This is a genomic window from Aureimonas sp. OT7 (assembly GCF_014844055.1).
GTDB lineage: Bacteria > Pseudomonadota > Alphaproteobacteria > Rhizobiales > Rhizobiaceae > Aureimonas > Aureimonas altamirensis_A.
Genome location: NZ_CP062167.1, coordinates 1,017,380 through 1,040,325, shown reverse-complemented (window position 1 = coordinate 1,040,325; position 22,946 = coordinate 1,017,380). Strand labels below are relative to the sequence as shown.

At 64.9% G+C, this 22,946-nt stretch carries 22 protein-coding genes and 1 tRNA gene; 16 read left to right on the top strand and 7 right to left on the bottom strand.

Annotation, left to right across the window (positions count from 1 at the left end):
- The first annotated feature begins 3 nt into the window (after positions 1 to 3).
- Complete coding sequence (locus IGS74_RS05040) at positions 4 to 1,284, top strand: TRAP transporter large permease (RefSeq protein WP_192389867.1); 1,281 nt, start codon at positions 4 to 6, stop codon at positions 1,282 to 1,284.
- 109 nt (positions 1,285 to 1,393) lie between these two features.
- Here IGS74_RS05040 and IGS74_RS05035 read toward each other — a convergent pair whose 3' ends face one another.
- From IGS74_RS05035 to IGS74_RS05020, 4 genes are read right to left on the bottom strand one after another with little or no spacing between them, the layout of a single operon-like run.
- Positions 1,394 to 2,218 (bottom strand): ChaN family lipoprotein, encoded by an 825-nt coding sequence (locus tag IGS74_RS05035; RefSeq protein WP_246722943.1) that lies wholly within the window; start codon positions 2,216 to 2,218, stop codon positions 1,394 to 1,396.
- Positions 2,215 to 2,952 carry a ChuX/HutX family heme-like substrate-binding protein gene (locus IGS74_RS05030; protein WP_281413043.1) on the bottom strand — a complete coding sequence of 246 codons (738 nt, stop codon included), beginning with the start codon at positions 2,950 to 2,952 and terminating at the stop codon, positions 2,215 to 2,217. Before IGS74_RS05030 ends, IGS74_RS05035 begins: the two co-directional genes overlap by 4 nt.
- 18 nt (positions 2,953 to 2,970) lie before the next feature.
- Positions 2,971 to 4,668, bottom strand: a complete 1,698-nt coding sequence (locus IGS74_RS05025; RefSeq protein WP_192389863.1) for an ABC transporter ATP-binding protein/permease — start codon at positions 4,666 to 4,668, stop codon at positions 2,971 to 2,973.
- Between the two features lie 4 nt (positions 4,669 to 4,672).
- Positions 4,673 to 6,982: a TonB-dependent hemoglobin/transferrin/lactoferrin family receptor gene (locus tag IGS74_RS05020; RefSeq protein WP_192389860.1), complete on the bottom strand. Its 2,310-nt coding sequence runs from the start codon at positions 6,980 to 6,982 to the stop codon at positions 4,673 to 4,675.
- A 323-nt stretch (positions 6,983 to 7,305) separates the two neighbouring features.
- On the opposite strand from IGS74_RS05020, the gene IGS74_RS05015 reads away from it, so the two are divergent.
- On the top strand, positions 7,306 to 7,800 hold the full coding sequence (locus tag IGS74_RS05015) for a cupin domain-containing protein (RefSeq protein ID WP_246722941.1): 495 nt from the start codon (positions 7,306 to 7,308) through the stop codon (positions 7,798 to 7,800).
- Positions 7,801 to 7,881: 81 nt separating this feature from the next.
- On the opposite strand, the gene IGS74_RS05010 is transcribed toward IGS74_RS05015, so the two are convergent.
- Positions 7,882 to 9,306 carry a DEAD/DEAH box helicase gene (locus IGS74_RS05010; protein ID WP_246722940.1) on the bottom strand — a complete coding sequence of 475 codons (1,425 nt, stop codon included), beginning with the start codon at positions 9,304 to 9,306 and terminating at the stop codon, positions 7,882 to 7,884.
- A 127-nt stretch (positions 9,307 to 9,433) separates the two neighbouring features.
- Between IGS74_RS05010 and IGS74_RS05005 the strand changes: the two genes are divergently transcribed.
- On the top strand, positions 9,434 to 10,774 hold the full coding sequence (locus tag IGS74_RS05005) for a PAN domain-containing protein (protein ID WP_246722938.1): 1,341 nt from the start codon (positions 9,434 to 9,436) through the stop codon (positions 10,772 to 10,774).
- 754 nt (positions 10,775 to 11,528) lie between these two features.
- Here IGS74_RS05005 and IGS74_RS05000 read toward each other — a convergent pair.
- Positions 11,529 to 11,618: transfer RNA gene (locus tag IGS74_RS05000), tRNA-Ser, on the bottom strand.
- 263 nt (positions 11,619 to 11,881) lie between these two features.
- Here IGS74_RS05000 and rplU point away from each other — a divergent pair.
- The 12 genes from rplU (at position 11,882) to IGS74_RS04940 (ending at position 22,096) form a co-directional block, all read left to right on the top strand.
- Positions 11,882 to 12,370, top strand: coding sequence for a 50S ribosomal protein L21 (rplU, locus tag IGS74_RS04995; protein WP_039188262.1), 489 nt, complete (start codon positions 11,882 to 11,884; stop codon positions 12,368 to 12,370).
- Between the two features lie 118 nt (positions 12,371 to 12,488).
- Positions 12,489 to 12,758, top strand: a complete 270-nt coding sequence (rpmA, locus tag IGS74_RS04990) for a 50S ribosomal protein L27 (RefSeq protein WP_039188261.1) — start codon at positions 12,489 to 12,491, stop codon at positions 12,756 to 12,758.
- A gap of 123 nt (positions 12,759 to 12,881) precedes the next feature.
- Positions 12,882 to 13,490: a GNAT family N-acetyltransferase gene (locus tag IGS74_RS04985; RefSeq protein ID WP_052194449.1), complete on the top strand. Its 609-nt coding sequence runs from the start codon at positions 12,882 to 12,884 to the stop codon at positions 13,488 to 13,490.
- Between the two features lie 116 nt (positions 13,491 to 13,606).
- On the top strand, positions 13,607 to 14,677 hold the full coding sequence (obgE, locus tag IGS74_RS04980; RefSeq protein ID WP_192389856.1) for a GTPase ObgE: 1,071 nt from the start codon (positions 13,607 to 13,609) through the stop codon (positions 14,675 to 14,677).
- A complete protein-coding gene (gene proB, locus IGS74_RS04975) occupies positions 14,674 to 15,840 on the top strand; it encodes a glutamate 5-kinase (RefSeq protein ID WP_192389854.1) in 1,167 nt (388 codons plus the stop codon). The genes obgE and proB overlap by 4 nt, the downstream gene beginning before the upstream one ends.
- Entirely contained in the window at positions 15,833 to 17,113 is a 1,281-nt protein-coding gene (locus tag IGS74_RS04970; protein ID WP_192389852.1) for a glutamate-5-semialdehyde dehydrogenase, read from the top strand. Before proB ends, IGS74_RS04970 begins: the two co-directional genes overlap by 8 nt.
- A gap of 71 nt (positions 17,114 to 17,184) precedes the next feature.
- Positions 17,185 to 17,745 carry a nicotinate-nucleotide adenylyltransferase gene (locus IGS74_RS04965; protein ID WP_246723115.1) on the top strand — a complete coding sequence of 187 codons (561 nt, stop codon included), beginning with the start codon at positions 17,185 to 17,187 and terminating at the stop codon, positions 17,743 to 17,745.
- A 22-nt stretch (positions 17,746 to 17,767) separates the two neighbouring features.
- Positions 17,768 to 18,232 carry a ribosome silencing factor gene (gene rsfS / locus IGS74_RS04960; protein ID WP_192391352.1) on the top strand — a complete coding sequence of 155 codons (465 nt, stop codon included), beginning with the start codon at positions 17,768 to 17,770 and terminating at the stop codon, positions 18,230 to 18,232.
- 12 nt (positions 18,233 to 18,244) lie between these two features.
- Complete coding sequence (gene rlmH / locus IGS74_RS04955) at positions 18,245 to 18,727, top strand: 23S rRNA (pseudouridine(1915)-N(3))-methyltransferase RlmH (protein ID WP_192389850.1); 483 nt, start codon at positions 18,245 to 18,247, stop codon at positions 18,725 to 18,727.
- 123 nt (positions 18,728 to 18,850) lie between these two features.
- The gene (locus IGS74_RS04950) at positions 18,851 to 20,167 is read left to right on the top strand and encodes a peptidoglycan DD-metalloendopeptidase family protein (RefSeq protein ID WP_192389848.1); all 1,317 of its coding nucleotides are present in this window, start codon (positions 18,851 to 18,853) and stop codon (positions 20,165 to 20,167) included.
- Positions 20,157 to 21,503: a S41 family peptidase gene (locus tag IGS74_RS04945; RefSeq protein ID WP_192389846.1), complete on the top strand. Its 1,347-nt coding sequence runs from the start codon at positions 20,157 to 20,159 to the stop codon at positions 21,501 to 21,503. Before IGS74_RS04950 ends, IGS74_RS04945 begins: the two co-directional genes overlap by 11 nt.
- Positions 21,504 to 21,580: 77 nt before the next feature.
- Complete coding sequence (locus IGS74_RS04940; RefSeq protein ID WP_192389844.1) at positions 21,581 to 22,096, top strand: RNA pyrophosphohydrolase; 516 nt, start codon at positions 21,581 to 21,583, stop codon at positions 22,094 to 22,096.
- On the opposite strand, the gene IGS74_RS04935 is transcribed toward IGS74_RS04940, so the two are convergent.
- Positions 22,085 to 22,426, bottom strand: a complete 342-nt coding sequence (locus tag IGS74_RS04935; protein ID WP_192389843.1) for a metalloregulator ArsR/SmtB family transcription factor — start codon at positions 22,424 to 22,426, stop codon at positions 22,085 to 22,087. The two genes, IGS74_RS04940 and IGS74_RS04935, sit on opposite strands and share 12 nt — an antisense overlap.
- A 50-nt stretch (positions 22,427 to 22,476) precedes the next feature.
- Between IGS74_RS04935 and IGS74_RS04930 the strand changes: the two genes are divergently transcribed.
- Entirely contained in the window at positions 22,477 to 22,926 is a 450-nt protein-coding gene (locus IGS74_RS04930; protein ID WP_192389842.1) for an SRPBCC domain-containing protein, read from the top strand.
- Positions 22,927 to 22,946 lie beyond the last annotated feature (20 nt).

Here is a 22,946-nt window from a genome sequence, read left to right as displayed (position 1 = left end):
TCGATGGAACTCGCACTGCTTCTCGTCACCTTCGTGGTGACGCTCGCCCTCGGCGTGCCCGTCGCGATCTGTCTGGCCCTGGCGTCGCTCGCCTACATGCTGGCGGCCGGCCTGCCGATCGTCATCCTGCCGCAGCGCATGTACGCCGGCATGGATGTCTTCGTGCTGCTGTGCATTCCCGGCTTCATCCTGGCCGGCAACCTGATGAACTACGGCGGCGTGACCGAGCGCATCATCCGCCTGGCCAACGCGCTGGTCGGATGGATGCGCGGTGGCCTGGCCATGGCCAATGTGGCCGATTCCATGATGTTCGGGGGCGTGTCCGGCACGGCCGTCGCCGATGTCGCGGCGACCGGCTCGGTCATGATCCCCGGCATGAAGAAGTCCGGCTACCCGGCCGACTTCTCGGCCGCCATCACGGCCGCCTCCTCCACCGTCGGCCCGATGCTGCCGCCCAGCGTCCCGATGATCATCGTCGGCGCGCTGTCGGGCATCTCGGTCGGGCAGCTTTTCCTTGCCGGCGCCGTGCCGGGCATCCTCATGGGGATCGGCATGGGCATCACCTGCTACGTGATCTCCGTGCGACGCAACTATCCGCGCATGCCCTGGCAGGGCTGGGGCGAGCTCGTCTCGGCAACGCTGTCGGCGTCGTGGGCGCTTGCCATGATCGCGCTGATCATTGGCGGCCTCGTCACCGGCATGGCGACGCCCACCGAAACGGCGGTCGTCGCCTGCATCTACGCCTTCCTGGTGGGCACGCTCGTCTATCGGGAACTGCCATTGTCCAAGGTGCCGCGCATCATCATCGACAGCGCCGTCTCCTCGGCCGGCATCCTGGCCCTCGTGGGCTTCGCCAACGTGTTCGGCTCCATCCTGGCCTCCGAGCGGATCCCGCAGGCGCTTGCGCAGACCGTCCTGTCGATCACCGACAATCCGCTGCTGGTCATTCTGTTGATCAACATCCTGCTGCTGATCGTCGGCATGTTCATGGAAACGATCGCGGCGCTGATCATCCTGTTCGTCCCGCTGCTGACTCTGGCGACCAGCATCGGTATCGATCCGGTCCATTTCGCGACCTTTGCGGTGCTGAACCTCATGATCGGTCTGACGACACCACCGGTCGGCGTGTGCCTGTTCGTGGCCTGCAACATCGCGCGCATCCCTCTTTTGCCGGTCATCAAGGCGGTCATGCCGTTCCTGCTCTCCAACATCATCGTTCTGCTGATGGTGTCGTACTACGCTCCGTTCGCGACCTGGCTGCCGAACGCCGTCATGGGCAATTGAGCCTTTCGGCCCGCCGCTCCGCCGCCCGGGCAGTCATGCCCGGCGCGGCAGGCGTGACCACGCGGTCGGCCATCCGGGCCCGAACGCAGCGAGCAATAATGCCCCTCTCTTACCGATCGTCTATCCGGAAGATGAGATCGGCAATCGCATCGGGCGATCGAGGCAGGAACATGGCCTCCCGCGTGGGCAGCAGGATGGAGCTCCGGACGCCGAGATCCTCGAGTTGGAACGGCGTGCCGTAGCCGTGTTCCAGATGGCCGCGCCCGATGATGCCGATGACGCGATGTCCGGGCAGGTCCTTCAGCGTATCGGCAATGCGGCAGGCGAAGGCGCGATCCCACGTCTGCTGTGCGCGCACGAAACGATCGAACTCCGGCGCGTCCGGGGACGCGGGCCCTCCGGACGGTGCAGACCGGCCGCAGATGGCATGGAGATATCGGCGGTAACCGTCGCTCGCCGGCCGGGCCGGCGTGATCCCCTCCCGCTCGGCATCGTCGATCGCCTCCCAGCCAAGCTTGCCAACCTTGGTGACCAGGGGCCGCTCGCAGTTCAACGCACGCATGGGAACGCGCATCTGCCGGCAGAAGTGGAAGAGCGGCCAGTATAGTTCGGCCGGGAAGCCCCAGACCGCGCTCCAGTCGGCCCGCTCCAGAAACGCTTCGGCAGAGAGTTGGCCGCCCACCCACTGGTCGAGAACCGGCTGCACCCGGCGCGGAAACATCTCGAACCCCATTACCATAGGCTCGCCCAGCGCCAGGAGGCCCGCGGCAACATGAAGCTGCCAGCGATGCACGGCGGCATCGTCATGCGTCTCGCCCAGGAGGATCACGGGGTTGCGGGCTGCACCGCGAAGGGCGGCCTCGTGCGGCACGACACGCATCGAGATGGCGTCCACCCAGCACGCCGGCGGATGCGGGATTGCGCCTGCGCTCAAAGGCCGCGCCCGCGTTCGGCCAGCGCAGCCAGCGTCGCGTCCGCTCCGCGGACAAAGAGGCCGATCGGACGATCTTGCGTGTCCAGCGCGACGAGGCGCGCGGCATCTGCCTGCCAACGCCAGCCTGCCACGGAACCACCGCGCAGATGAAGATGGAACGACTCGGTCATGACATTGGCGAATCCCATACCGCTGCTGACCTTCTCGATCGCCCCCCGCCAGCTCTGCGTGAACCCCTTGCGCTCCAGCAGCAGTTCCACCGTGCCACCCGCCTGGCGCAAGGCGTCCAGAAGACAAAAACCGGGATCGTCATCGGCAAGCTCGCGCCGCTCCGGGCGCGGGGTCGCGGCGACGGCAGCCACGGGCTCCGCCGGCAGGCCGCCGAAGGCACGGTCGAACGCCTGTCGGCCGTCCAGGGCGACGATGCTCAGGATCGGCTCGCCGTCGCTGTCCTCGAACTCCAGGCGCGGCATGGCCTTGTCACCCATCGCGGCCGTGAAATCTGCCGTGACGGATGCAATTTCGGCAAGTTCGAGCGCTCCCTCGTGGGCGTCTCCCTGAAGCCGGGCGCGACCATCGGCGATGACGACCGTGTCCACACAGCCGATCCGTTCATGCGTGACGCCCTTGTGCCTGCCGATCGCCATGATGCGACCGAGCTCCGCCAGCAATGGCAGGACGTCAACAGGCGCGGTGTTCAAGCGGCGGCGGTCCGTTTGTGGGGATGTTTCCATTATGCTTTCTTTCGTCTGTCATGCGGAAAGCGAGATCACCGGGGCGGCGGGCTGATCGAGGTCGATTCGCCGCAGGTTTGAAAAGCCGGGCGGCTCGCGGTGGGCGATCATGATGAATGTCGTGTCGGGCAGTTCCTGGCGCAGACGCTGCAGCAACTGGCGCTCTGCGGCCGCATCCAGGGCGCTGGTCGCCTCGTCCAGTATGGCGAAGCGCGGCCGGTGAAGCAGCAGGCGGGCCATGGCCAGGCGTTGAGCTTCTCCACCCGACAGCGTTTCCACCTGCCTGGCGTCGGCTCCGGCTCCCTCATCGATGCCGACGAGGCCCAACGCCCGGACGATCGCCCCCTGCCCGAACCGGCCCGGCAGCCCTGGATAGGCTGCCGCCTCGATCAGCGAGCCCGACGGCAGGTAGGACCGCTGCGGCAGCACCATCACGGAGTCGGCCGGCCGCATGATCCGGCCATCGCCATGCGGCCAGAAGCCCGAGATCGCCTTGAGCAGCGTAGTCTTGCCAAGGCCGGAGCGGCCACGGATCCAGGCGTGTTCCCCATGCTGGAAAGACAGGGCCGGCACCCTCAGCAGCGGGACGCCGGTCGGGCTGCGCACACTCAGGTCGGCGAGTTCGAGCCGGTCGGGGGCATCGACCAGATGGATCGGACCCGGCCTGTCATGATAGTCGCCGGCCGCCTTCAGGAATGTGTCGAGGCGTGTTGCCGTGGCGGCAAGCTCCGCCAGGTCCCGGTAGGAGAAGATGAACCACGACAGGGTGGTGACGACATTGGAAAAGGCCATGCCGATCTGCATCAGGCCACCGAAATCGACATGGCCCGCCAGATAGCCCGGCATGGCCACGAACAGGGGGATGCGCAGCACGCTGTGCTGGAAAGGATAGGTGAAGGATTGCAGGATCATCTCCCGCTTGACGAGATCCCGCCAGTTCCGGGCCACGTCCTCGAAACGCAGGTCGAAGCGCCGGCGTTCGGCGGCCTCGCCATTGGACAGCGCAACCTCGTCGAAATAGCCGCGCCAGCGCGCCAGGGCAAACCGGAAACTTGCCTCGCGATGCTGCTGTTCGGCAAGCACCGGCTTCAACCGCCGCCCCAGCACATGGGTCGCCACACTGCTCATGGCGGCGTAAAGAAAGGCCGCCCAGACCATGTAGTGCGGTATCTCCACGGCCAGCCCGAGAGGCTCCAGCGACAATGCGAAATCGGAAAGCACCCACAGCAGCGCCACGTACGAGAACAGGCCCACGACCGCCTGGATGACGTCCAGCAGCTCGCCGAGCAGCCCGCCGACGAAAAGCCGGCAATCGTCGGCGATGCGCTGGTCCGGATTGTCGATCGCAGATCCCGGCCTGTAGGCCAGATGCCAGTATGCCTTGTTGCGCGTCCACACATCGAGAGCATGAGAGGTAAGGACCCGGCGCCAGCGAAATTCCAGGTGCTTTCGCATATATTCCGAAATGATGTGCCGGACGGAATTGAGGCCGACGATCACCGCGAAGACGCCGATCTGCCGCAGGATCTCCGGTCCATCGATCGATTGGACGGCCGAGTAGAACTCGCCCGTCCACTGCACGAGGCGGACTGTGGCATAGACCGCTCCGAGTTTAAGGCACACCACGGCAACGAAGATGGCGATCCCGATCCGTCCTGCGGGCGTCGACACGCAGATGCGGATGAGCCGTGCGAATTGACGGATCAGGTCGGCCATCGGGTCAGAACCTTACCGTGGCGCCGACCTTGATGACACGGCCTGGGCCTGTCTGCAGCTCGAGCGGATTGACGTTGGCGACCGCGGCGGATGCCGGCGTCAAATTGTAGTTCTGAAGCGTATTGGGGAAGTAGCGCTTGTCCAGGATGTTCTCGACGCCGAGCGTCAATTCGAAGTTCTCGCGCGGCGTCCATTTGGCATAGGCGTCGAACAGGGCATAGCTGGACGGCAGGAACAGCTCGTCGTTGCTCGCACTCGTCTTCCCTGCGGCAAAGGTTCCGAACAGTTCGAGCTGCAGGTCGTACTGCGGAATCTGCTGCGTGACGCCGACGATGGCGGTGATCGGCACCGCTCCATCGAAGAAGGTCTTGGCCGCATCCGCTGCGACACGCTGGTTCCCCCGGCTCCAGCTCAGGCTGCCGTGCAGCCTGGTGTAATCGGCAACTTCGACTTCCCCGGCCAGTTCGACGCCATACAGATTCACGTCTTCGACATTGTCGAAGGTGTAGGCGGTCACGAGGTTGCCGCTCGGGTCCGTCACCGTGGTCGGCTGGAAACTGCGGATGAAGTTCTTGTAGCGGGAGTAGAAAACGCCCGCGCTGAAATAGCCACGGCTGAACTGGCCCCTTACGCCCGCTTCGTAGGCATCGACGGATTCCGGCTTCAGGGACGGGTTGGGAACGATGGCCGTTCCCGAGAAAGGATCCGTGCTCGACTGGAACAATTGCTGCGAGGTCGGCATCTTGAACCCCTGCCCCAGCGAGGCATAGGCGGAATAGGTGTCGTCGAAGCGGTAGATCGCGCCGAGCGAGGTCAGCAGCTCCCGGTTGGACTGCTTTTCCGGTTCGAAGCCCGGCAGGCCGGGATAGGTTTCATCCCCGGTCGGGTCGATCGCATAATATGCCAGGCGCACGCCCGGCGTCACGGTAAGGCGCCCGTCCAGGAGGGCGATATCGTCCTGAAGGTAGAAGTCCGCCCGGTCGGTCGTGACGCGCGGAAAGCTGAAGCCCTGGTTTTCGGCGACGGTCGTTGCGCCGGTCAGCGAATTGAAGGTCGTGTTGATGCCTTTATAGTCGCCCTTCGTGTGGTCGCCGTCGAAACCATAGGTCAGCGTATGCTGGCTTGCGGCCAATCCGAACGAGGACTGGAGCTGAAGATCGGCTTCCAGGAAATCTTCGCTGTAGTCGCGATACTGGTTCGCCGTCAGCGTCCGGTTGGCATAGCGCCGCCTTTGCGTGCTGTCGGTGACGCGGCTCTGCGGCGAATAGGAAACGGACCAGTTGACGCTGTCGAGCCACGACGCGCCGACGATCCACGCGTGCTGGAGCGCGACACGCCTGCGGCTCATCTCCAGATCCCGGGGATAAGACTCGCTCACGTAGGCCGACATGGTCGGGATTCCGGATGGGGAGGCCGACATGTCGTAAAGCTGCTCGACCTGCGTATTGCGTTCGAACCACTCGCCGGTGAGCTTGACGGTGTGCTCGCCATTCGGCGTCCAGACCAGCTTGGCGAGGCCGTTGTCGATGCCCGTATCGGCGGGGAAAAGGCGGTCGCAGCCGATCGTCCGGCGCGAGCATCCCCAGATTCCGCCATCGGCGCGCGCATTGGACAGGCGCGCCTCATGCCCATCGCGACGCCCGTAGCTCAACAGGATGGATACGTCGCCGAAATCGTAGGCGCCCGTCGCCTGTTCGCGGAAGGATCGGTCGAAACTGTCATAGCCGCCCTTTACCTCCAGCGCCCAGGGCTTGCCCGCCCCGATCAGGAGGTCGGAAGGGTCGCGCGTCTGGAACATCACCGCGCCGCCCAGCGCGTCGGCCCCCCACAGGACCGAGTTGGGGCCGCGCACGATCTCGACGCGCTTGAAATTGGACATATCGAAGAAGTCGCGGCTTCCGTCGGTGATCTGCTCCTGCACGCGGGAGCCGTCCACCGTCATGAGAACGCGGTTGCCGCTCATGCCGCGTATGGTGAAGCCGGACAATTGGCCCCAGGGGTTTGTGATGGAGGTCGTGCGGCCGACGCTGACGCCCGGTTCGTAACGAACCAGATCCTGGATATCCCGAACGTTGCGTTCGTCCATCTGTGCACGGTCGATCACCGAAACCGTCTGCGGCACATCCAGCAGCCGCTTTTCCACGCGGGTGGAGAGGACGAGAACCTCGTCCAGCCGCACGTCCGCGGCGGCCTCGCTGTCCTGGGCCCAGGCCGGATGGGAGCCGGCAATAGCAATAAGGCAGGCACCCGCCCTCAGAATGCACGCAAGCGCGCGCCCCGGCGCACGCGGCGCCGGCCCAAATCGTTGATCCATTTCGATAAAACGCCCTGAAAAATTCGAACAAGACAATTATCCTAAACATGATGATTCGAGTCAAGTTTGAACATGACAAATTTTGTCATCTTTCAGCCCACAATTGGACCAGCTCACCGAATCCGGGCCGGACGCTTACGTACGCATCGAAGAAATCATCCGTCGGCATCAGCGCCGTATCGGCTGAAAGGGCGTGCCGGCCTTTGCGTCCAGCGTTCGGGGTATGCCCATGCCGCCACATGGTTCGCTGCCGACGAAAATCATGAGAGTATCCGTCCGACGGGGGCAGACGCTCCGGTACCGACATGACGCAGGAGGCATCTTTGACCGACGACCATCCCCACTCGGACGCCCCGGACGAACCGCGCTGGAAGCATGACGGCATCCGCGTAATCAAAGGCGACGCACTGGATTCGAACACCCCGCAGACACCCGGCATGTTCCGCCAGGCGGCGATCAGCGCCGCGCGCGTGGGTGCACAGAAAATCTGGGCGGGCACGGTCAGCATCGCGCCCGATGCCCGGACCGGAGTGCATCACCACGGCGCCCTGGAAAGCGTCATCTATGTCGTCAGCGGCCGCGCGCGCCTGCGGTGGGGCGACCGGCTCGAGTTCGTCGCAGAGGCGGAGCCCGGCGATTTCATCTTCGTGCCGCCCTTTGTGCCGCACCAGGAGATCAATGCCGATCCCTCGCAGCCCCTGCACTGCGTGCTGGTCCGTTCGGACAACGAGGCGGTCGTGGTCAACATCACGAATGTCGATCCGGTCGAGAAGCCGGAGGAGGTCTACTGGGTAGACCCGATCCACCGCCATCCATAGCGGTTTACGAGGTTCCGGCCGCTGTATAAGCGCTCTTTCATAAGCCTGTCTCGTGTATTGCGGCCAGCTTGCATTGAGCCCTCAGGCCTGCAGCTCCAGCGCTATCGCGTCGAGCAGCGCGGTGTCATCCCCTGCCATGCCGTCCATCGACGCCATCCGGGCGATGACGATGGCGGCGATCCGTTCTTCGACCGTGCCTTCGGCAAAGGTGTAATAGATCACGGCGCGTTGCCCGTCGCGGTGGCAGCGTCCCTCGATCTGCTGAATCTGTATCGCGCTGTGGCGCATGTCATGCACGACGAGCGAGCGCTCCCGGTCGCCGCCTTCCATCTCGCCACGATGCAGCGAGATCGACTCCGTCACCGTGAAGATGACGGCATCGAGACGACCCGTCTGGAACGCCATACGCGTCTTCTCATTCGCGTCGCCGGCACAATTGCCGTTGATCTCGCCGACGCTCCATCCCCGGCCGCGAAGGCTGTCGGCCAGGATCGCGCTGGTCTCCAGGAAGGCCACCGAGATCGCCACCTGCTGGCCCACCTCCAGAAGATCGCAGACGAAGTCGGCCGTGCCCTTCACGCGGATCAGGCTGGCCTTCTGCCGGAAGCGGAGGTCGGCCGCCCAGCCTGTCGGCCGCCGGGTCGAACCGCCTGCCAGACCAAGCTCGCGCCGGAACTCCCGCCAGGTGGAATCGTAAAGCCGCCTTGCCTCGGCATCCAGCGCCGTGGGCGCCAGTTCCCTCTGCACTTCGGGCCAGCCGGCGATCTGTTCGGGCCGCCGGCGCAAGCCGATCGCGTTGTCGCCGCGATACAGGAGCCCGGACATCACCTGCCGGTCGGCTTCGTTCGGCTCCCAGCTCCAGTTCTTCCACCGTCCGCGTGGCCGGCCGATTTTCAGGCGCTTCATCAGGGCGCGGAACTCATCCATGTCGCCGGTGTGTCCTCCGGTCGCGAAGGCAAGAAGCCTGCCGAGATAGGACAATTCGTGGGGGGACTGGCCGGCCGTGGCACTCATGTAGATCGTGAAGTCGGCCGCCGCGGCCAGATGCCGACAAACGAGCCCCTGCTGCGATGACGGGTTGCGGATGCGATGGCTCTCGTCGATCACCACCAGTGGCCAGCGCCGCTTCAGCGTCCCGAGCTTGGCAAGCTCGTTGTTCCTGGCCCGGGTCGAGCGCCTGGTGCTGGAGCTCGGCGGGGCCATCAGGGACTTCGTCTTCTCGAAGTTCAGGATGGTCACCACCTTGCCCGTGGCGGGCGAGCCGGCGATCGTGCGCTGCCACTGGGGGATTGCACCCTTCGGGCAGACGATCAGCACATCCGGGTCCGGCATTTCGCAAATGGCGCTCCACGCCGACAGCGTCTTTCCCAGCCCCGTCAGATCCCCGAGCAGGAAACCGGGCCGTCCTCCCGCCCTGGCGGCAAGGATAGAATCACGCGCCTCGATCTGATGCGGGCGCGGAACGAACAGAAGTTCATTCGCTGTAGAAGACCCTGCTTTCGACACGTTGCCTCCGGTTGTCGGCGATCTGCCGGCATGCTGCGTGTGCTGTGCCGGCAAACAGGCTGTCCGCTTGCTGCACATCATCGGCTTACCCAAACGGTGCATGAGCACGTCGCCCAATGGCGTGTAAATGCAGGCTTGTCGGAAGCGGACGATTCATGGCTTCGTAGGTTTCCGCAAGCGTGAGGCAAGTTCGGTGCGTGTTCGTCAACCTAGGCACTTTCTCACGGTCCTCTGGATCATCATCCTGCTGTCTGCATGCCCAGCTTTTGCCGAGGTGCAGTCCTTTGGGCCGTTTTCGGTGGATACCGATCATCCGGACGTCATTCGCCTGAACGGCGACATCGAGGAGGGTGACGCCCTCAACTTCAGGCGCATCCTCATGGTTGCGCCGAAAGCCAGGCTGATGACCCTTAACAGCGGCGGCGGGTTGGTTTCGGCGGGACTGCTGATTGCCGATGATGTTCATGCCCGCGAACTGGCGACGCTGATCCCGAGCGGCTCCCAATGCTTCTCTGCCTGCTCTTTCGTTTTCCTGGCGGGCATCGAGCGCCAGGCAGACGGCGATCTCGGAGTGCATCAGATTCGCAACGGCGCAAACGATGCGGCCAGAGCGCAGAATTCGATTGCCGACATACTCGACGTCCTGGACCGGTTCGATACCCCGATCCAGGTTCTGACGGTGATGTTCAAGACCCCGCCGGATGAGATGTATGTCTTTTCGTCGGCAGAGATCGAAAAGTTCGGCATCAATCGCCGTCGCGGCGCAGCGACAACCCTGCCGCCGGCGGAACCTGCATCCGAAGCCAGCCCCTCCCCTCTCCCGCAAGGTGAGACCGACGCTCTTTCGCTGGCCGAAGTCGATTCGAGCCGCCCGAGCCTTGCCGGAGCTTCCTCATCGCGGATTTCGGCAATCGAAGCGTATACCAAACGACCCGACAGGCTTGCGCTTTACGCCGGCCTCGACTTCTTCGGCGAGGATCTGGCGTCGAGCCGTGTCGCAAACGCCCCCGCCTGTGCGATGGAGTGCCTATCGTTCGGAGATCAATGCAAGGCCTTCACATTCAATACGGACGATCGTCTTGTCCGAGGCCCCAATTGCTTTCTGAAGGCCCGCCGGGCCATGGCCGACGGCAACGCCGTTGCCATTTCCGGCGAGCTTCTGCGACCGTCTGACCCGCAGCCGGATACGGTCTCCCTGGGCATCATCGATCCGAAGACCGGCATCTTCGAGAACGTCGACCTACCGGGCGGCGATCTAAGCCGGCGAGCGCATGACGCAGCATCGACGCCACAGCAATGTCGCCTTGCCTGTGTTGCCAACCAGCAGTGCATCGCCTTCACATTCGTCAGGCGTAAAGGCGAGTGCTGGCTGAAAGGCAGCGTCGGGCAGCCGCGCTACATGGACGGCATGGTGAGCGGCGCAAAATCGCTCCAGGCGTTTGAGGCGACGGTGATCACCCTCGAATAGGTAATCGCAAGGTGATAAAATGCGTGGATCTAAAAGAGTTTCGTGAACGCCTTCAAACGCTTGAAACGATCGAGAATGCGCGCCCGTTCTTGTGCGACGGATCTCCACTCACCACCCAAGTCTTTATCGTTGGTTTCAATCCGGCGACGTCCCTCAAGCACAGCTTTTGGAGCTACTGGTCAGACGATCATGGTTTCGATCGAAGTCAATCATGAAGGACTACCTCTTTCAGCGATGAATGAAGGGCGCGCGACCTCGCATTAAAGCAATCGTTGATCAGTTTCCAAACGGCACTTGTCTGGAGACAAACATCTGCTCGATGCCAACGGCGAGGGCTGCTCAGTTAACGAAAGAAGATCGTCGAACGGCAGCGTTCGAGTTTCTCCTCGAAAGCGTAAAGCCTGAGATTGTCTTTCTACACAGCGACGAGCCCATCCGCTTTCTTCACCATCGCACCGGCGTGGAAGCGATCACAGTCGAGCCCCAGCAGGCCGTGTGGAAGGGCCAAGCCATGCTACTATCTGGAAAACCCGGTCCGCTCTGGCGACTGAGTCTCAACGAGGCGCGTCGAATAGGCATCCATCTCCAGCACTCTACTGGAATCCTTACGACGGCGCGCAATTCCATCCAAGGACCATGCTAGCGGTTGTGCCGCGGTCGTGGCGCTCAACGTCGGACGTCCTCACTAGGCCCACGCCGCACGTCACCTGGAGGGCTAGTCCAAGCAGCAAACTATTACCTAACAGGATGTTTCTGGCGGAGAGGGAGGGATTTGAACCCCCGATACGGTTGCCCGTATGCCGCATTTCGAGTGCGGTGCATTCAACCACTCTGCCACCTCTCCGGCCGCCGGTGAAACCGGACTTTCGTGGTTGCGCCCTGAAGCGCGTGCGGTGCATATCAAAGCTTGCCCCCGGCGCACAAGAGCCAATTTCCCTTAAGGCACCGTCAAACGCCCCGATGCCGCATGCGCAGGGCTTTCGACGTTGACGCGGGGCAGCACATCGGCTATGCAGCGCGCGGGCTCAAAAGCCCTGAAGATCCAAGAATCAAAAGAAGATGGCCCGGCAACCCCGAGAGCCGATCCCCTTGATAAAGGTACATGGCATGTTCGCAGTCATCAAAACCGGCGGTAAGCAGTATCGCGTCGCCGCCAACGACGAATTCGAGATCGAGCGTGTGGCCGGCGAAGCCGGTGACAGCGTCTCCTTCGATGAGGTGCTGATGGTCGGCACCACGATCGGCGCGCCCTTCGTGGCCGGCGCCAGCGTCGTGGCCGAGATCGTCGAGCAGACGCGCGGCCCGAAGGTGATCTCCTTCAAGAAGCGTCGTCGCCAGAACTCCAAGCGCACGCGCGGTCATCGCCAGGACCTGACGCTGGTGCGCATCAGCGAGATCCTGACCGACGGCAAGGCCCCGGCCAAGAAGGAAAAGGCCGTGAAGGCCAGCGAGGCGAAGGTCGAGGACAAGGCCGCCGAGGGCGACAAGCCCAAGCGCGCCGCCAAGCCGAAGGCCGAGAAGACGGAGGCTGTCGAGGCTGCCGCCAAGAAGCCCCGCGCCACCAAGAAGAAGGACGCCGCGGGCGACGAGGCCTGAGCGGCTCCGCCCAACGCGAAACCAGGCCAGCTTCGGCCGGCGTGAACGAAATTGAACAGGCATGGCAGCGCGGCCCCGGATGGGCTCCACCATGCGGATGAGATCAGGAGACTGAACAATGGCACATAAAAAGGCAGGCGGTTCTTCCCGCAACGGTCGCGACTCCGAGTCCAAACGCCTCGGCGTGAAGAAGTTCGGCGGCGAGCGCGTCATCGCCGGCAATATCCTCGTGCGTCAGCGCGGCACGCGCTGGCATCCGGGCGTCAATGTCGGCATCGGCCGCGACCATACCCTTTTTGCGACCACCGACGGCGTCGTGAGCTTCCAGACCAAAGCGCAAGGGCGCACCTACGTATCGATTATGCCGACCGCCGAAGCCGCCGAGTGACGCTGGCTTCCAAGCGCCGGCGTCCCACCGACCCGGCGCTTTAACCGACAGGTTCGGGTAAAGCGAGAAAACGGGGAGATGGGCCGCCATCTCCCCGTTTCTTTTCGTGGAAAGTGGACCCCGATGCCTTCGGACGATTTGTGGATAGAGGAAGAACTCAGTCCGATACCAACCCGCCGGCTGACCCTGCGGGAGGTTCGGATGGACGATGCGCCCGCCATTGCCACGCTGGCCAATGACAGGCACATCGCCGAGATGACGGCGCGCATTCCCTACCCCTATCGGTTGGCGGATGCGGAAGAGTTTCTGGCGCGGACGCGCCATGAACTGACCTTCGCCATGATGCGCAACAGTGACGACGCCTTCATGGGCCTCATATCGCTGCGCGAGAAGGACGATAGCGACGCGCTCGACCTTGGATACTGGCTTGGCCGTCCCTTCTGGAACAAGGGCTACGCCACCGAGGCGGCGCATGCCGTGATCGACTATGCTTTCGGCGAGCTGGCGGCCGAGGCGGTGGAGATCCGCTGCCGCGTCATCAACAACGCCTCGCGGCGGGTGATCCACAAATGCGGCTTCCATTATCAGGGCGTCAGCATGGATGTGTCGGCGGTGGCGGGGCGGGTGGCCAGCGAGTCCTACCGCATGGACCGCCGCTGCTGGCTGTCGCTGAAGTCCTGGGTGCGGGATTCGACGCCGGTGCCGGCGGCCGAATTGAACCAGGCGACCTGAGCGGCGCAAAACAAACAGCGGCGGGCGTTCAATTTTCCGCGTGCTTGGCTTAAGAAACGGGGCAAGCACGCGAGGACGGAACGCCCGCCCCCGACAGCCAGAAATGAAGGCGCAAGATGAAATTTCTCGATAAGGCCAAGGTCTATGTACGGTCCGGCGACGGCGGCGCGGGCTCCGTCTCGTTTCGCCGCGAGAAGTTCATCGAGTTCGGCGGGCCGGACGGCGGCGATGGCGGGCGCGGCGGCGACGTCTTCGTCGAGGCCGTTTCTGGCCTCAACACGTTGATCGATTATCGCTACCAGCAGCATTACCGTGCAAAGACGGGGATGCACGGCATGGGCCGTAACCGGACGGGCGGCAAGGGCGCAGATGTGACGCTGAAGGTGCCCGTCGGCACGCAGGTCTTCGCCGAGGACGGCGAGACGCTGATCTGCGACCTGACGGAAGTCGGCGAGGTTTTCCGCATCGCCGCCGGCGGCAATGGCGGTTTCGGCAACGCCTACTTCAAGACATCCACCAACCAGGCGCCGCGCCGCGCCAACCCCGGCCTGCCGGGCGAGGAACTGACCATCTGGCTGCAGCTCAAGCTGATCGCCGATGCCGGCCTCGTGGGGCTGCCGAATGCCGGCAAGTCGACTTTCCTGGCCTCCGTGACGGCGGCGCGGCCGAAGATCGCCGATTATCCCTTCACCACCCTGCACCCGAACCTCGGCGTCGCCACCGTCGACGGCACCGAATTCGTCATCGCCGACATTCCGGGCCTGATCGAGGGCGCGCACGAGGGGGTCGGCATCGGCGACCGCTTCCTGGGCCATGTCGAGCGTACGCGCGTCCTGCTGCACCTCGTCTCCGGTGTGGAGGACGATGTTGCACTTGCCTACCGTACCGTGCGGCGCGAGCTGGAGCTGTACGAGGGCGGCCTGACCGACAAGCCGGAAATCGTCGCCTTGTCGCAGATCGATTCCCTGGCGCCCGACATCCGGGCCGAAAAGCTGGCGGCGCTGGAAGCCGAAGTCGGCCACCGGGTCATCGCCTTGTCCGCCGTCAGCCTCGAAGGCCTGCCCGAGACGCTGCGCCTGCTGCGCCGGCAGATCGACAGCTTCGCCGACGAGGATGTCGAGCGTCTGGCCGAGGAAGACGCAAGCCGCTTCGGCCATCGCATGAGCGAAGAGGATTGGCGTCGGTGAGCGACTCATCCCTTTCGGCCTATCGCCGCATCGTCATCAAGATCGGCTCGGCGCTGCTGGTCGACCGCGAAAGCGGGCTGCGGCGCGCCTGGCTGGAAAGCCTCGCCGACGACGTTGCCCGCCTTGTCCGCGCCGGGCACGAAGTGCTGCTGGTGTCGTCGGGCGCCATCGCACTCGGCCGCAACGTCCTGCGGCTGCAGCCCAAGCCTCTGCGCCTCGACGAGAGCCAGGCGGCGGCGGCTGTCGGCCAGATCGCCCTTGCGCGCGTCTACTCCGAAGTGCTGGGCGCACATGGGCTGGAGGCCGGGCAGATCCTTCTGACGCTCGGCGATACCGAAGAGCGGCGCCGTTACCTGAACGCCCGCGCCACCATCAAGACGCTGATCGGCTTCGGTGCGATCCCCGTCATCAACGAAAACGACACCGTCGCCACAGCGGAAATCCGCTACGGCGACAACGACAGGCTGGCCGCGCGGGTGGCGACGATGATGTCCGCCGACCTGCTCGTGCTGTTGTCCGATATCGACGGGCTTTATACCGCGCCGCCGGCCCAGAACCCGGATGCGCGCCATATTCCGCATGTCGCCGTGATCACGCCCGAGATCGAGGCGATGGCCGGGGCCGCCGCCTCGCAGCTCTCCCGTGGTGGCATGAAAACGAAGATCGATGCCGGCCGGATCGCAACGGAAGCCGGTGTTGCCATGATCGTCACCGCCGGTAACCGCATGAGCCCCCTGTCCGCCATCGAAGCCGGCGAACGCGCGACCTTCTTTGCCCCCGCTTCCAGCGCGGTCAATTCGCGCAAGCGGTGGATCGCCGGGCACCTCAACACACTGGGGCGCCTGACGGTGGATGCAGGCGCGGTGGATGCGTTGCGGCGCGGGCGCAGCCTGCTGCCGGCGGGCGTACGCGCCGTGCACGGCACGTTCGGGCGCGGCGATACCATCGTGGTGGAGGACGAGGCCGGACACGAGGTCGCGCGCGGCCTCGTCGCCTATGACGCGGACGATGCGCGGGCCGTCGCCGGCCACCGAAGCGGCGATGTGGAGCGCATCCTCGGCCATGCGCCGCGCGCGGCGATGATTCACCGCGACGATCTCGTCGTCAGTCCGAGACAGGGCGATCATGCGTCCGGAGATCAATCGGAGACATACGATGCGTGACGACAGCGCAAGGCCCGGCATCGAAAGCGTGATGGCTGATATCGGCACGCGGGCGCGCGCGGCATCGCGCCTCGTGGCGCAGGCTCCATCGACGCTGCGTCACGGCGCCCTTCTTGCCATGGCCGCCGCCGTCCGGCGGTCCGAAGCGGATATACTGGCAGCCAATGCGCAGGACGTGGCGCGCGCGCGGGAGGCCGGGCTTTCCGCCGCGCTGGTCGACCGGCTGGTGCTGGACAAGGATCGCATCGCCGGCATCGCTTCCGGCATCGAGGCCGTGGCCGCCCTGCCAGATCCCGTCGGCTCGGTGATCGATGCCTGGACCCGGCCCAACGGGCTCAGGATCGAGCGCGTCCGCACGCCGCTCGGCGTGATCGGCGTGATCTACGAAAGCCGCCCCAACGTGACGGCGGACGCCGGGGCGCTCTGCCTTGCGTCCGGCAATGCCGTGATCCTGCGCGGCGGCTCCGACAGCGCACGCTCCTCGGCCGCCATCCATCGGGCGCTGGCCGCCGGCCTGCGCGAGGCGGGGCTGCCCGAGGATGCCATACAGATCGTGCCGACGGCCGACCGGGCCGCCGTGGGCGAGATGCTGAAAGGGCTTGGCGGCTCGATCGACGTGATCGTGCCACGTGGCGGCCGCAGCCTCGTGGAGCGGGTGCAGGCGGAGGCGCGCGTGCCCGTGTTCGCGCATCTGGAGGGCCTGTGCCACGTCTATATCGACCGTGCCGCACAACTGGACATGGCACGCGATATCGCCGTCAACGCCAAGATGCGGCGCACCGGCATCTGCGGCGCGGCCGAAACGCTCCTTGTCGACCGGGCGGTGGCCGAGACGCATCTATGCCCCATCCTCGACGCGCTGGCAGAGAAGGGCTGTGAAATCCGCGGCTCCGACGCCGTCCGCGCATTGTACCCGGCGGCCCATGCCGCCACCGACGCGGATTTCCGTACGGAGTATCTGGACGCCATCATTTCCGTCGAACTGGTGGATGGCGTCGAGGGGGCAATCGACCATATCGAGACCTATTCCTCGCATCATACGGAATGCATCGTGACCGACGATGAGATGACCGCCGATCGTTTCATGCGGGCGATCGATTCCGCGATCCTTCTGCATAACGCCTCGACGCAGTTTGCCGATGGGGGCGAGTTCGGCATGGGTGCGGAAATCGGTATCGCCACCGGCAAGATGCATGCGCGCGGGCCGGTGGGCGTAGAGCAATTGACGAGCTTCAACTATCGCGTCCACGGCACCGGGCAATTGAGGCCGTGAACGCGGGCTTCTCGGCCCCCGAATGGCCTTTGCCCGCCCGCGCGCTGCGCATGCCGCCAACTACGGCGGGCATGCGCGTCGGCCTGTTCGGCGGATCGTTCAACCCGCCCCATCGCGGCCATCTCCTGGTGGCTGAAACGGCGCTGCGCCGGCTTGGCCTTGACCGTCTGTGGTGGATGGTGACGCCCGGCAACCCATTGAAGGATCATGGCGTCCTCGCCCCGCTCGGCGAGCGGCTGGCCCTGTCGGAAGCGTTGGCCCGCGACCCGCGGATCGACGTCACGGCTTTCGAGGCCGCCGCCGCCATCCGGTTTACCGCCGATACGGTGCGGCTGGTGGCCGCACGCCGACGCGACGTGAAGTTCGTCTGGGTAATGGGGGCGGACAGCCTTGCGACGTTCCACCGCTGGCAGGACTGGCAGTTCATCGCCGCGGCGATGCCGATCGCGGTGGTAGACCGCCCGGGATCGACCCTGTCGCTGCTGTCCTCGCCCATGGCGCAGCGGTTTCAACAATGGCGCATGCCGGAGCGCTCGGCCAGGGCGCTGCCCGGCGCCCGGCCCCCGGCCTGGGTCTTTCTTCATGGGCCGCGCTCGGCTCTCTCATCAACGGCATTGCGCAGCAATGCTTGATCGGCATCGAACTGGACACGATATGCAAGTTGGAACACAATCGCCGCACCGTTTGCAGCAAGAAGGAACCTGTCAACTGACCCCCGCGCCTGAAACGAAGGACGTCCCGGACGTCGCTTCCGACGCGCCCTCCGGCGACCGTACGGCCGACCGGAACGCTATCGACCTGGTCATCGCAAGTCTTGACGATTCCAAGGCTGAGGAGATCGTCGCGATCGATCTCAAGGGAAAATCGGCCCTCGCGGACCATATGGTCATCGCCTCCGGCCGCTCCCACCGCCATGTCAGCGCCGTTGCGGACCACCTCCTGAGGGACCTGAAGGACAACGGACTCGGCCCCGCCAAGGTGGAGGGCCTGACCAATGGGGACTGGGTGCTCATCGACACCGGCGATATCATCATCCACATCTTCCGGCCGGAAGTACGCAGCTTCTACAACATCGAGAAGATGTGGGCGGCCGTGGATCAGGATCCGAAGCTTCACTGAGCGAGCCGGCGCATGCGCATGACGCTGATCGCCGTCGGCCGCATGAAGGCCGGGCCGGAGCAGGAGCTTGCGGCCCGCTATCTGACACGCCTGCGCAAAAGCGGCGCCGCGCTGGGGCTGGACTTCGCCGGAGTGGTGGAGCTTGCCGAATCGCGGGCGGCCGATGCCGATGCGCGCAAGGCCGACGAGGCGGCGCGCATCCTTGCCGCCCTGCCCGACAAGGCCGCGCTGATGGTCCTGGACGAAACGGGGAAGACGCCGAGTTCGGATGAATTCGCCCTGCGTCTCGCGGCGCTCCGGGACGAGCCGTTGCGCGATCTCGGCATCGTCATCGGAGGGCCCGACGGCCTGTCTCCATCCCTTCGGTCGCAGGCATCGGCCATCGTCGCCCTTGGCCGCATGACGTGGCCGCACCAGCTTGCGCGAATCCTCGTTGCCGAACAATTGTATCGCGCAACCACCATCCTGGCCGGCCATCCCTATCACCGGCGATGAGGCACGCTGCGGCGGTGCGGCGGATGGATTCTTTAACCGGCCCGTCCTAACATCGCATTGTGCATCGCGAGACAGGGAAAGGGCCGGCGCATCTTCGCAGTAACACAGCCCTTCCGCGGATCGGTGTCGCGCCTCTTCCGGGGCGCCGTGCTATCGATTGCGCTCGGCGTCGTCGCGGCGCTGTCGGCAAACCCGTCTCCCGCGGGCGCCGAAGAACGCGTTGCCGCCATTGGTCCGCAGGACGCCGGATCGCGGCAGATCCGCAGCGAACTGGCAGCGATCTCGGGCCAGATCCAGGTTACGCAGCAGACACTGGCCCGCCTTCGTTCGGAGGCGGCGGAGATCGCCCTCGATCGCGAGGCCCTGTCGCGCCGTCTGGTGGAAAGCGCGAAGGCGGCCGAGGACCTGGCCGGGGAAGTGGCGGCGCTGGAGACGCGCCTGGACCGGATGGGCGCCCGATCGCTCGTCCTGGATCGGTCGCTGGCCGAGCGCCGGCGCGTGCTTACCGGCCTGCTCGCCGCCATGCAGCGGCTGGGGCGCTCTCCCCCGCCGGCGCTTCTGGTGCAGCCGGACGATGCCATCGGTGCCTTGCGCAGCGCCATGATGCTGGGCCGCGTGGTGCCGGCCGTCCAGCAGGAAACGGCGGCACTCCGCCGGGAGATCGACGAGTTGTCATCGCTGACCGCAGCCATGGAGGCCGCCAAGGCGACCTACGCCGACCGGCTGGCCGACCGGCGTGTCGAGGAAGCCCGGCTGGAAAGCCTGATCGCCGAGCGTCGGCAGGCCGAGACACGCTCGCAGGAAGAATCGCGAGCCCTGTCCGCGCGGGCGGAACGGCTTTCGGCCCGGGCCGCGACACTGGAGCAACTGATCGCCGCCCTGGACAAGGCCGACGCGCCACAGGGCCAGGAAGCCGCCCGGCCGCCGGAAACGGGATACGACATCGCATCCCTGCGTGAAAACATGCCGCGATTGCGTGGCAACGCCGCATTTTCGACATTGAAGGGCGTACTGAATCGTCCGGTATCGGGTGAGACGATCACCGGCTTCGGACAGGTGGACGCCGGCGGAAGATCGTCTTCCGGAATGCGCTTTGCGGGTGCCTTCGGAGACAGGGTCACAGCACCTGCAGATGCGGAAGTGCTCTATGCGGGACCATTCCGGTCCTATGGACAACTCTTGATCCTGAATGCCGGCGATGGCTATCATATCGTCCTGGCAGGCATGGCGAAAATCGACGTGGATGTCGGGCAATTCGTCCTCGCCGGAGAACCGGTCGCACGCATGGGGGCGCGGCGACTGGCCGAGCGAGGCGACGGGCAGTATCCGCCAGAGAGCGGACCGGAGCTCTACGTCGAGTTTCGCAAGGACGGGCAACCGGTCGATCCAGCGCCGTGGTGGGCGGAACGACCATCTGGAAGGACGAGGAATGATACGTAAGCTCTCCATTCTCTTCGCGGGAGCGCTGATGGGCGCGACGGCGATGACCGCCTTCGTCGGTCCCCATTCCGGCGTCGCCAATGCAGCAGGATCGGATACTTACCGCCAGCTTGCCATTTTCGGCGACGTCTTCGAGCGCGTTCGCGCGCAGTACGTCGAACAGCCCGATGACCAGAAGTTGATCGAGACTGCGATCAACGGCATGCTCACCTCGCTCGACCCCCATTCCAGCTACATGAACCCCGAACAGACGGCCGACATGCGCACCGAAACGCGCGGCCAGTTCGGCGGCCTCGGCATCGAGGTCACCATGGAGAACGAACTGGTCAAGGTGATTTCGCCCTTCGAGGGCACACCGGCCGACAAGGCCGGCGTTCTCGCCAACGACCTGATCGCCGAAATCGACGGCGAGCAGGTGCGCGGCCTGACGCTTTCGGAAGCGGTGGACCGCATGAAGGGCGACATCGGCACCCCTGTCGACCTGACCATCATCCGCGAGGGCGCCGCGCAGCCGATCCGCCTGTCGATCACGCGCGACGAGATCAAGGTTCCCTCGGTCCGTCATACGGTCGAGAACGATGTCGGCTACATCAAGCTGCTGCGCTTCAACGAGCAGACTACCGTGGGCCTCGAGGAGGCGGTCGCCGACATCAAGGAGAAGATCCCGGAAGGCGATCTCAAGGGCTATGTCCTCGATCTGCGCCGCAACCCCGGCGGTCTTCTCGACGAGGCCGTCAGCGTCTCCGACGCCTTCCTCGAGAAGGGGGAGATCGTCTCCACCCGTGGCCGTAACGCCGAGGAAACGCGGCGTTACAACGCACGCACCGGCGACGATATCGACGGCAAGCCGCTGGTTGTCCTGGTCAATGGCGGCTCGGCCTCCGCATCCGAAATCGTTGCCGGCGCCCTGCAGGACCAGGGCCGGGCGACGGTCGTCGGTTCACGCTCGTTCGGCAAGGGGTCGGTGCAGACCATCATTCCCCTTGGCTCCAACGGTTCGCTTCGCCTGACGACGGCGCTCTATTACACGCCCTCGGGCTCTTCCATCCAGGGCCGTGGCATCCGTCCGGACATCGTGGTCGACCAGCCCCTGCCCGAGGAGATCCGCGAGCAGATGGGCCTGACCGCCGAGGATGACCTGCGCCGGGGCGAATCCTCGCTGCGCGGCCACATCCAGGGTGCGGAAGAGAACGACGAGGGTTCCGGCTCGCTCGATTACGTTCCGCCCGAGGCCAAGGACGACCTGCAGCTCCAGTACGCCCTGGAACTCCTGCGCGGCACGAAGACCCATGCGGCCTTCCCACCCAAGCAGGAAGCGGCCTCGGCGGCCAACTGACCGCGTCCTGCATTTGCCTATCCGGCCCCGGGGTTCGCCCCGGGGTCTTTTGTTTTGACGGAGCACTGGGGACATAGATGCCGATTGTCGATCCCGAAACATTGCCGTACCGCCCATGCGTCGGCATCATGGTGTTGAACGCCGAGGGCAGGGTCTGGGTGGGCCGGCGCATCGCGCTGCCGCAGGGCGAGCTCGACGGAGAGGAACGCCTCTGGCAGATGCCGCAGGGCGGTATCGATCCGGGCGAGGAGCCCCTGCCCGCGGCGCTGCGCGAGCTCTACGAGGAAACGGGCATGCGCAACGTGTCCCTGCTCGCCGAGGCCGATCGCTGGATCGATTACGACTTGCCCGCGCATCTGGTCGGAATCGCATTGAAGGGTCGTTTCCGAGGCCAGACGCAGAAATGGTTCGCGTTCCGCTTCGAGGGTGACGAAGGCGAGATCCAGATTGCCCCTCCCCCCGGCGGCCACGAGGCCGAGTTCTCTGAATGGGACTGGAAGACGATGGATGAGGTGCTCGATCTGATCGTGCCCTTCAAGCGCCCGGTCTACGAGGCGGTGGTGGCGCAGTTTCGCGGTCTTTCAGCGGTCTGACACCGGCCCCGGCGGCAGCGCGACGTCCAGCGCCGCAAGGCGGTCCGCGGCCGCCGCCGCATAGGGGCCGATCCACCGGTCGTGAATGCGTTTGATCGGCAGGGCGTTGAGATGGTTCCAGCGCTCCCGCCCCTTTCGCACGGCAACCACGAGGCCTGCGTCTTCGAGCACTTTGAGATGCTGCATTATCGTGCAGCGATCCAAGGTCTGGAAGGCCGCGCACAGGCTCCCCGTGGTCTGCGGCCCCGCCTTCAACGCGTCCAGCATCCGCCTCCGGAGACCCGACGAGAGGGCTTTGAATATCTGGTCGTCTTCCGTATCGCTTGACATGTTATGTTTTTATAACATTATTGGTGCAATCGCAAGCGGAGGTACAGAAGATGAACCTTTCTTTTCAGGTATCCGGCCGGATAGATCGCCCGGTTGAAGCGGTGTTCGAGGCGGTCGTCGATCCGAACCAGCTTTCGTCCTACTTCACGACCGGCGGCGCGGAAGGGCGGCTCGAAACCGGCGCGACGGTGCGGTGGGACTTCGCCGATTTCCCCGGAGCCTTCCCGGTAACGGTCGTCGAGGTGACGCATCCGAGCCGGATCGTCCTGCGGTGGGACGCGGCGCCGGAGGCCGGCTCGTACCAGACCGAAGTGATCATGAGTTTCGAAGCGACAGAGGACGGGCGCACGCTGGTGACGATTGCGGAGAGCGGCTGGCGCGATGATGCGGCCGGGCTGAAGGCATCCTACGACAATTGCGCCGGATGGATGCAGATGCTGTGCGCCCTTAAGGTATGGGCCGAACGCGGGATCAACATCCGCGAGGGCATGTTTCGTTGAGACGAAAGAAAAGGCCCCTA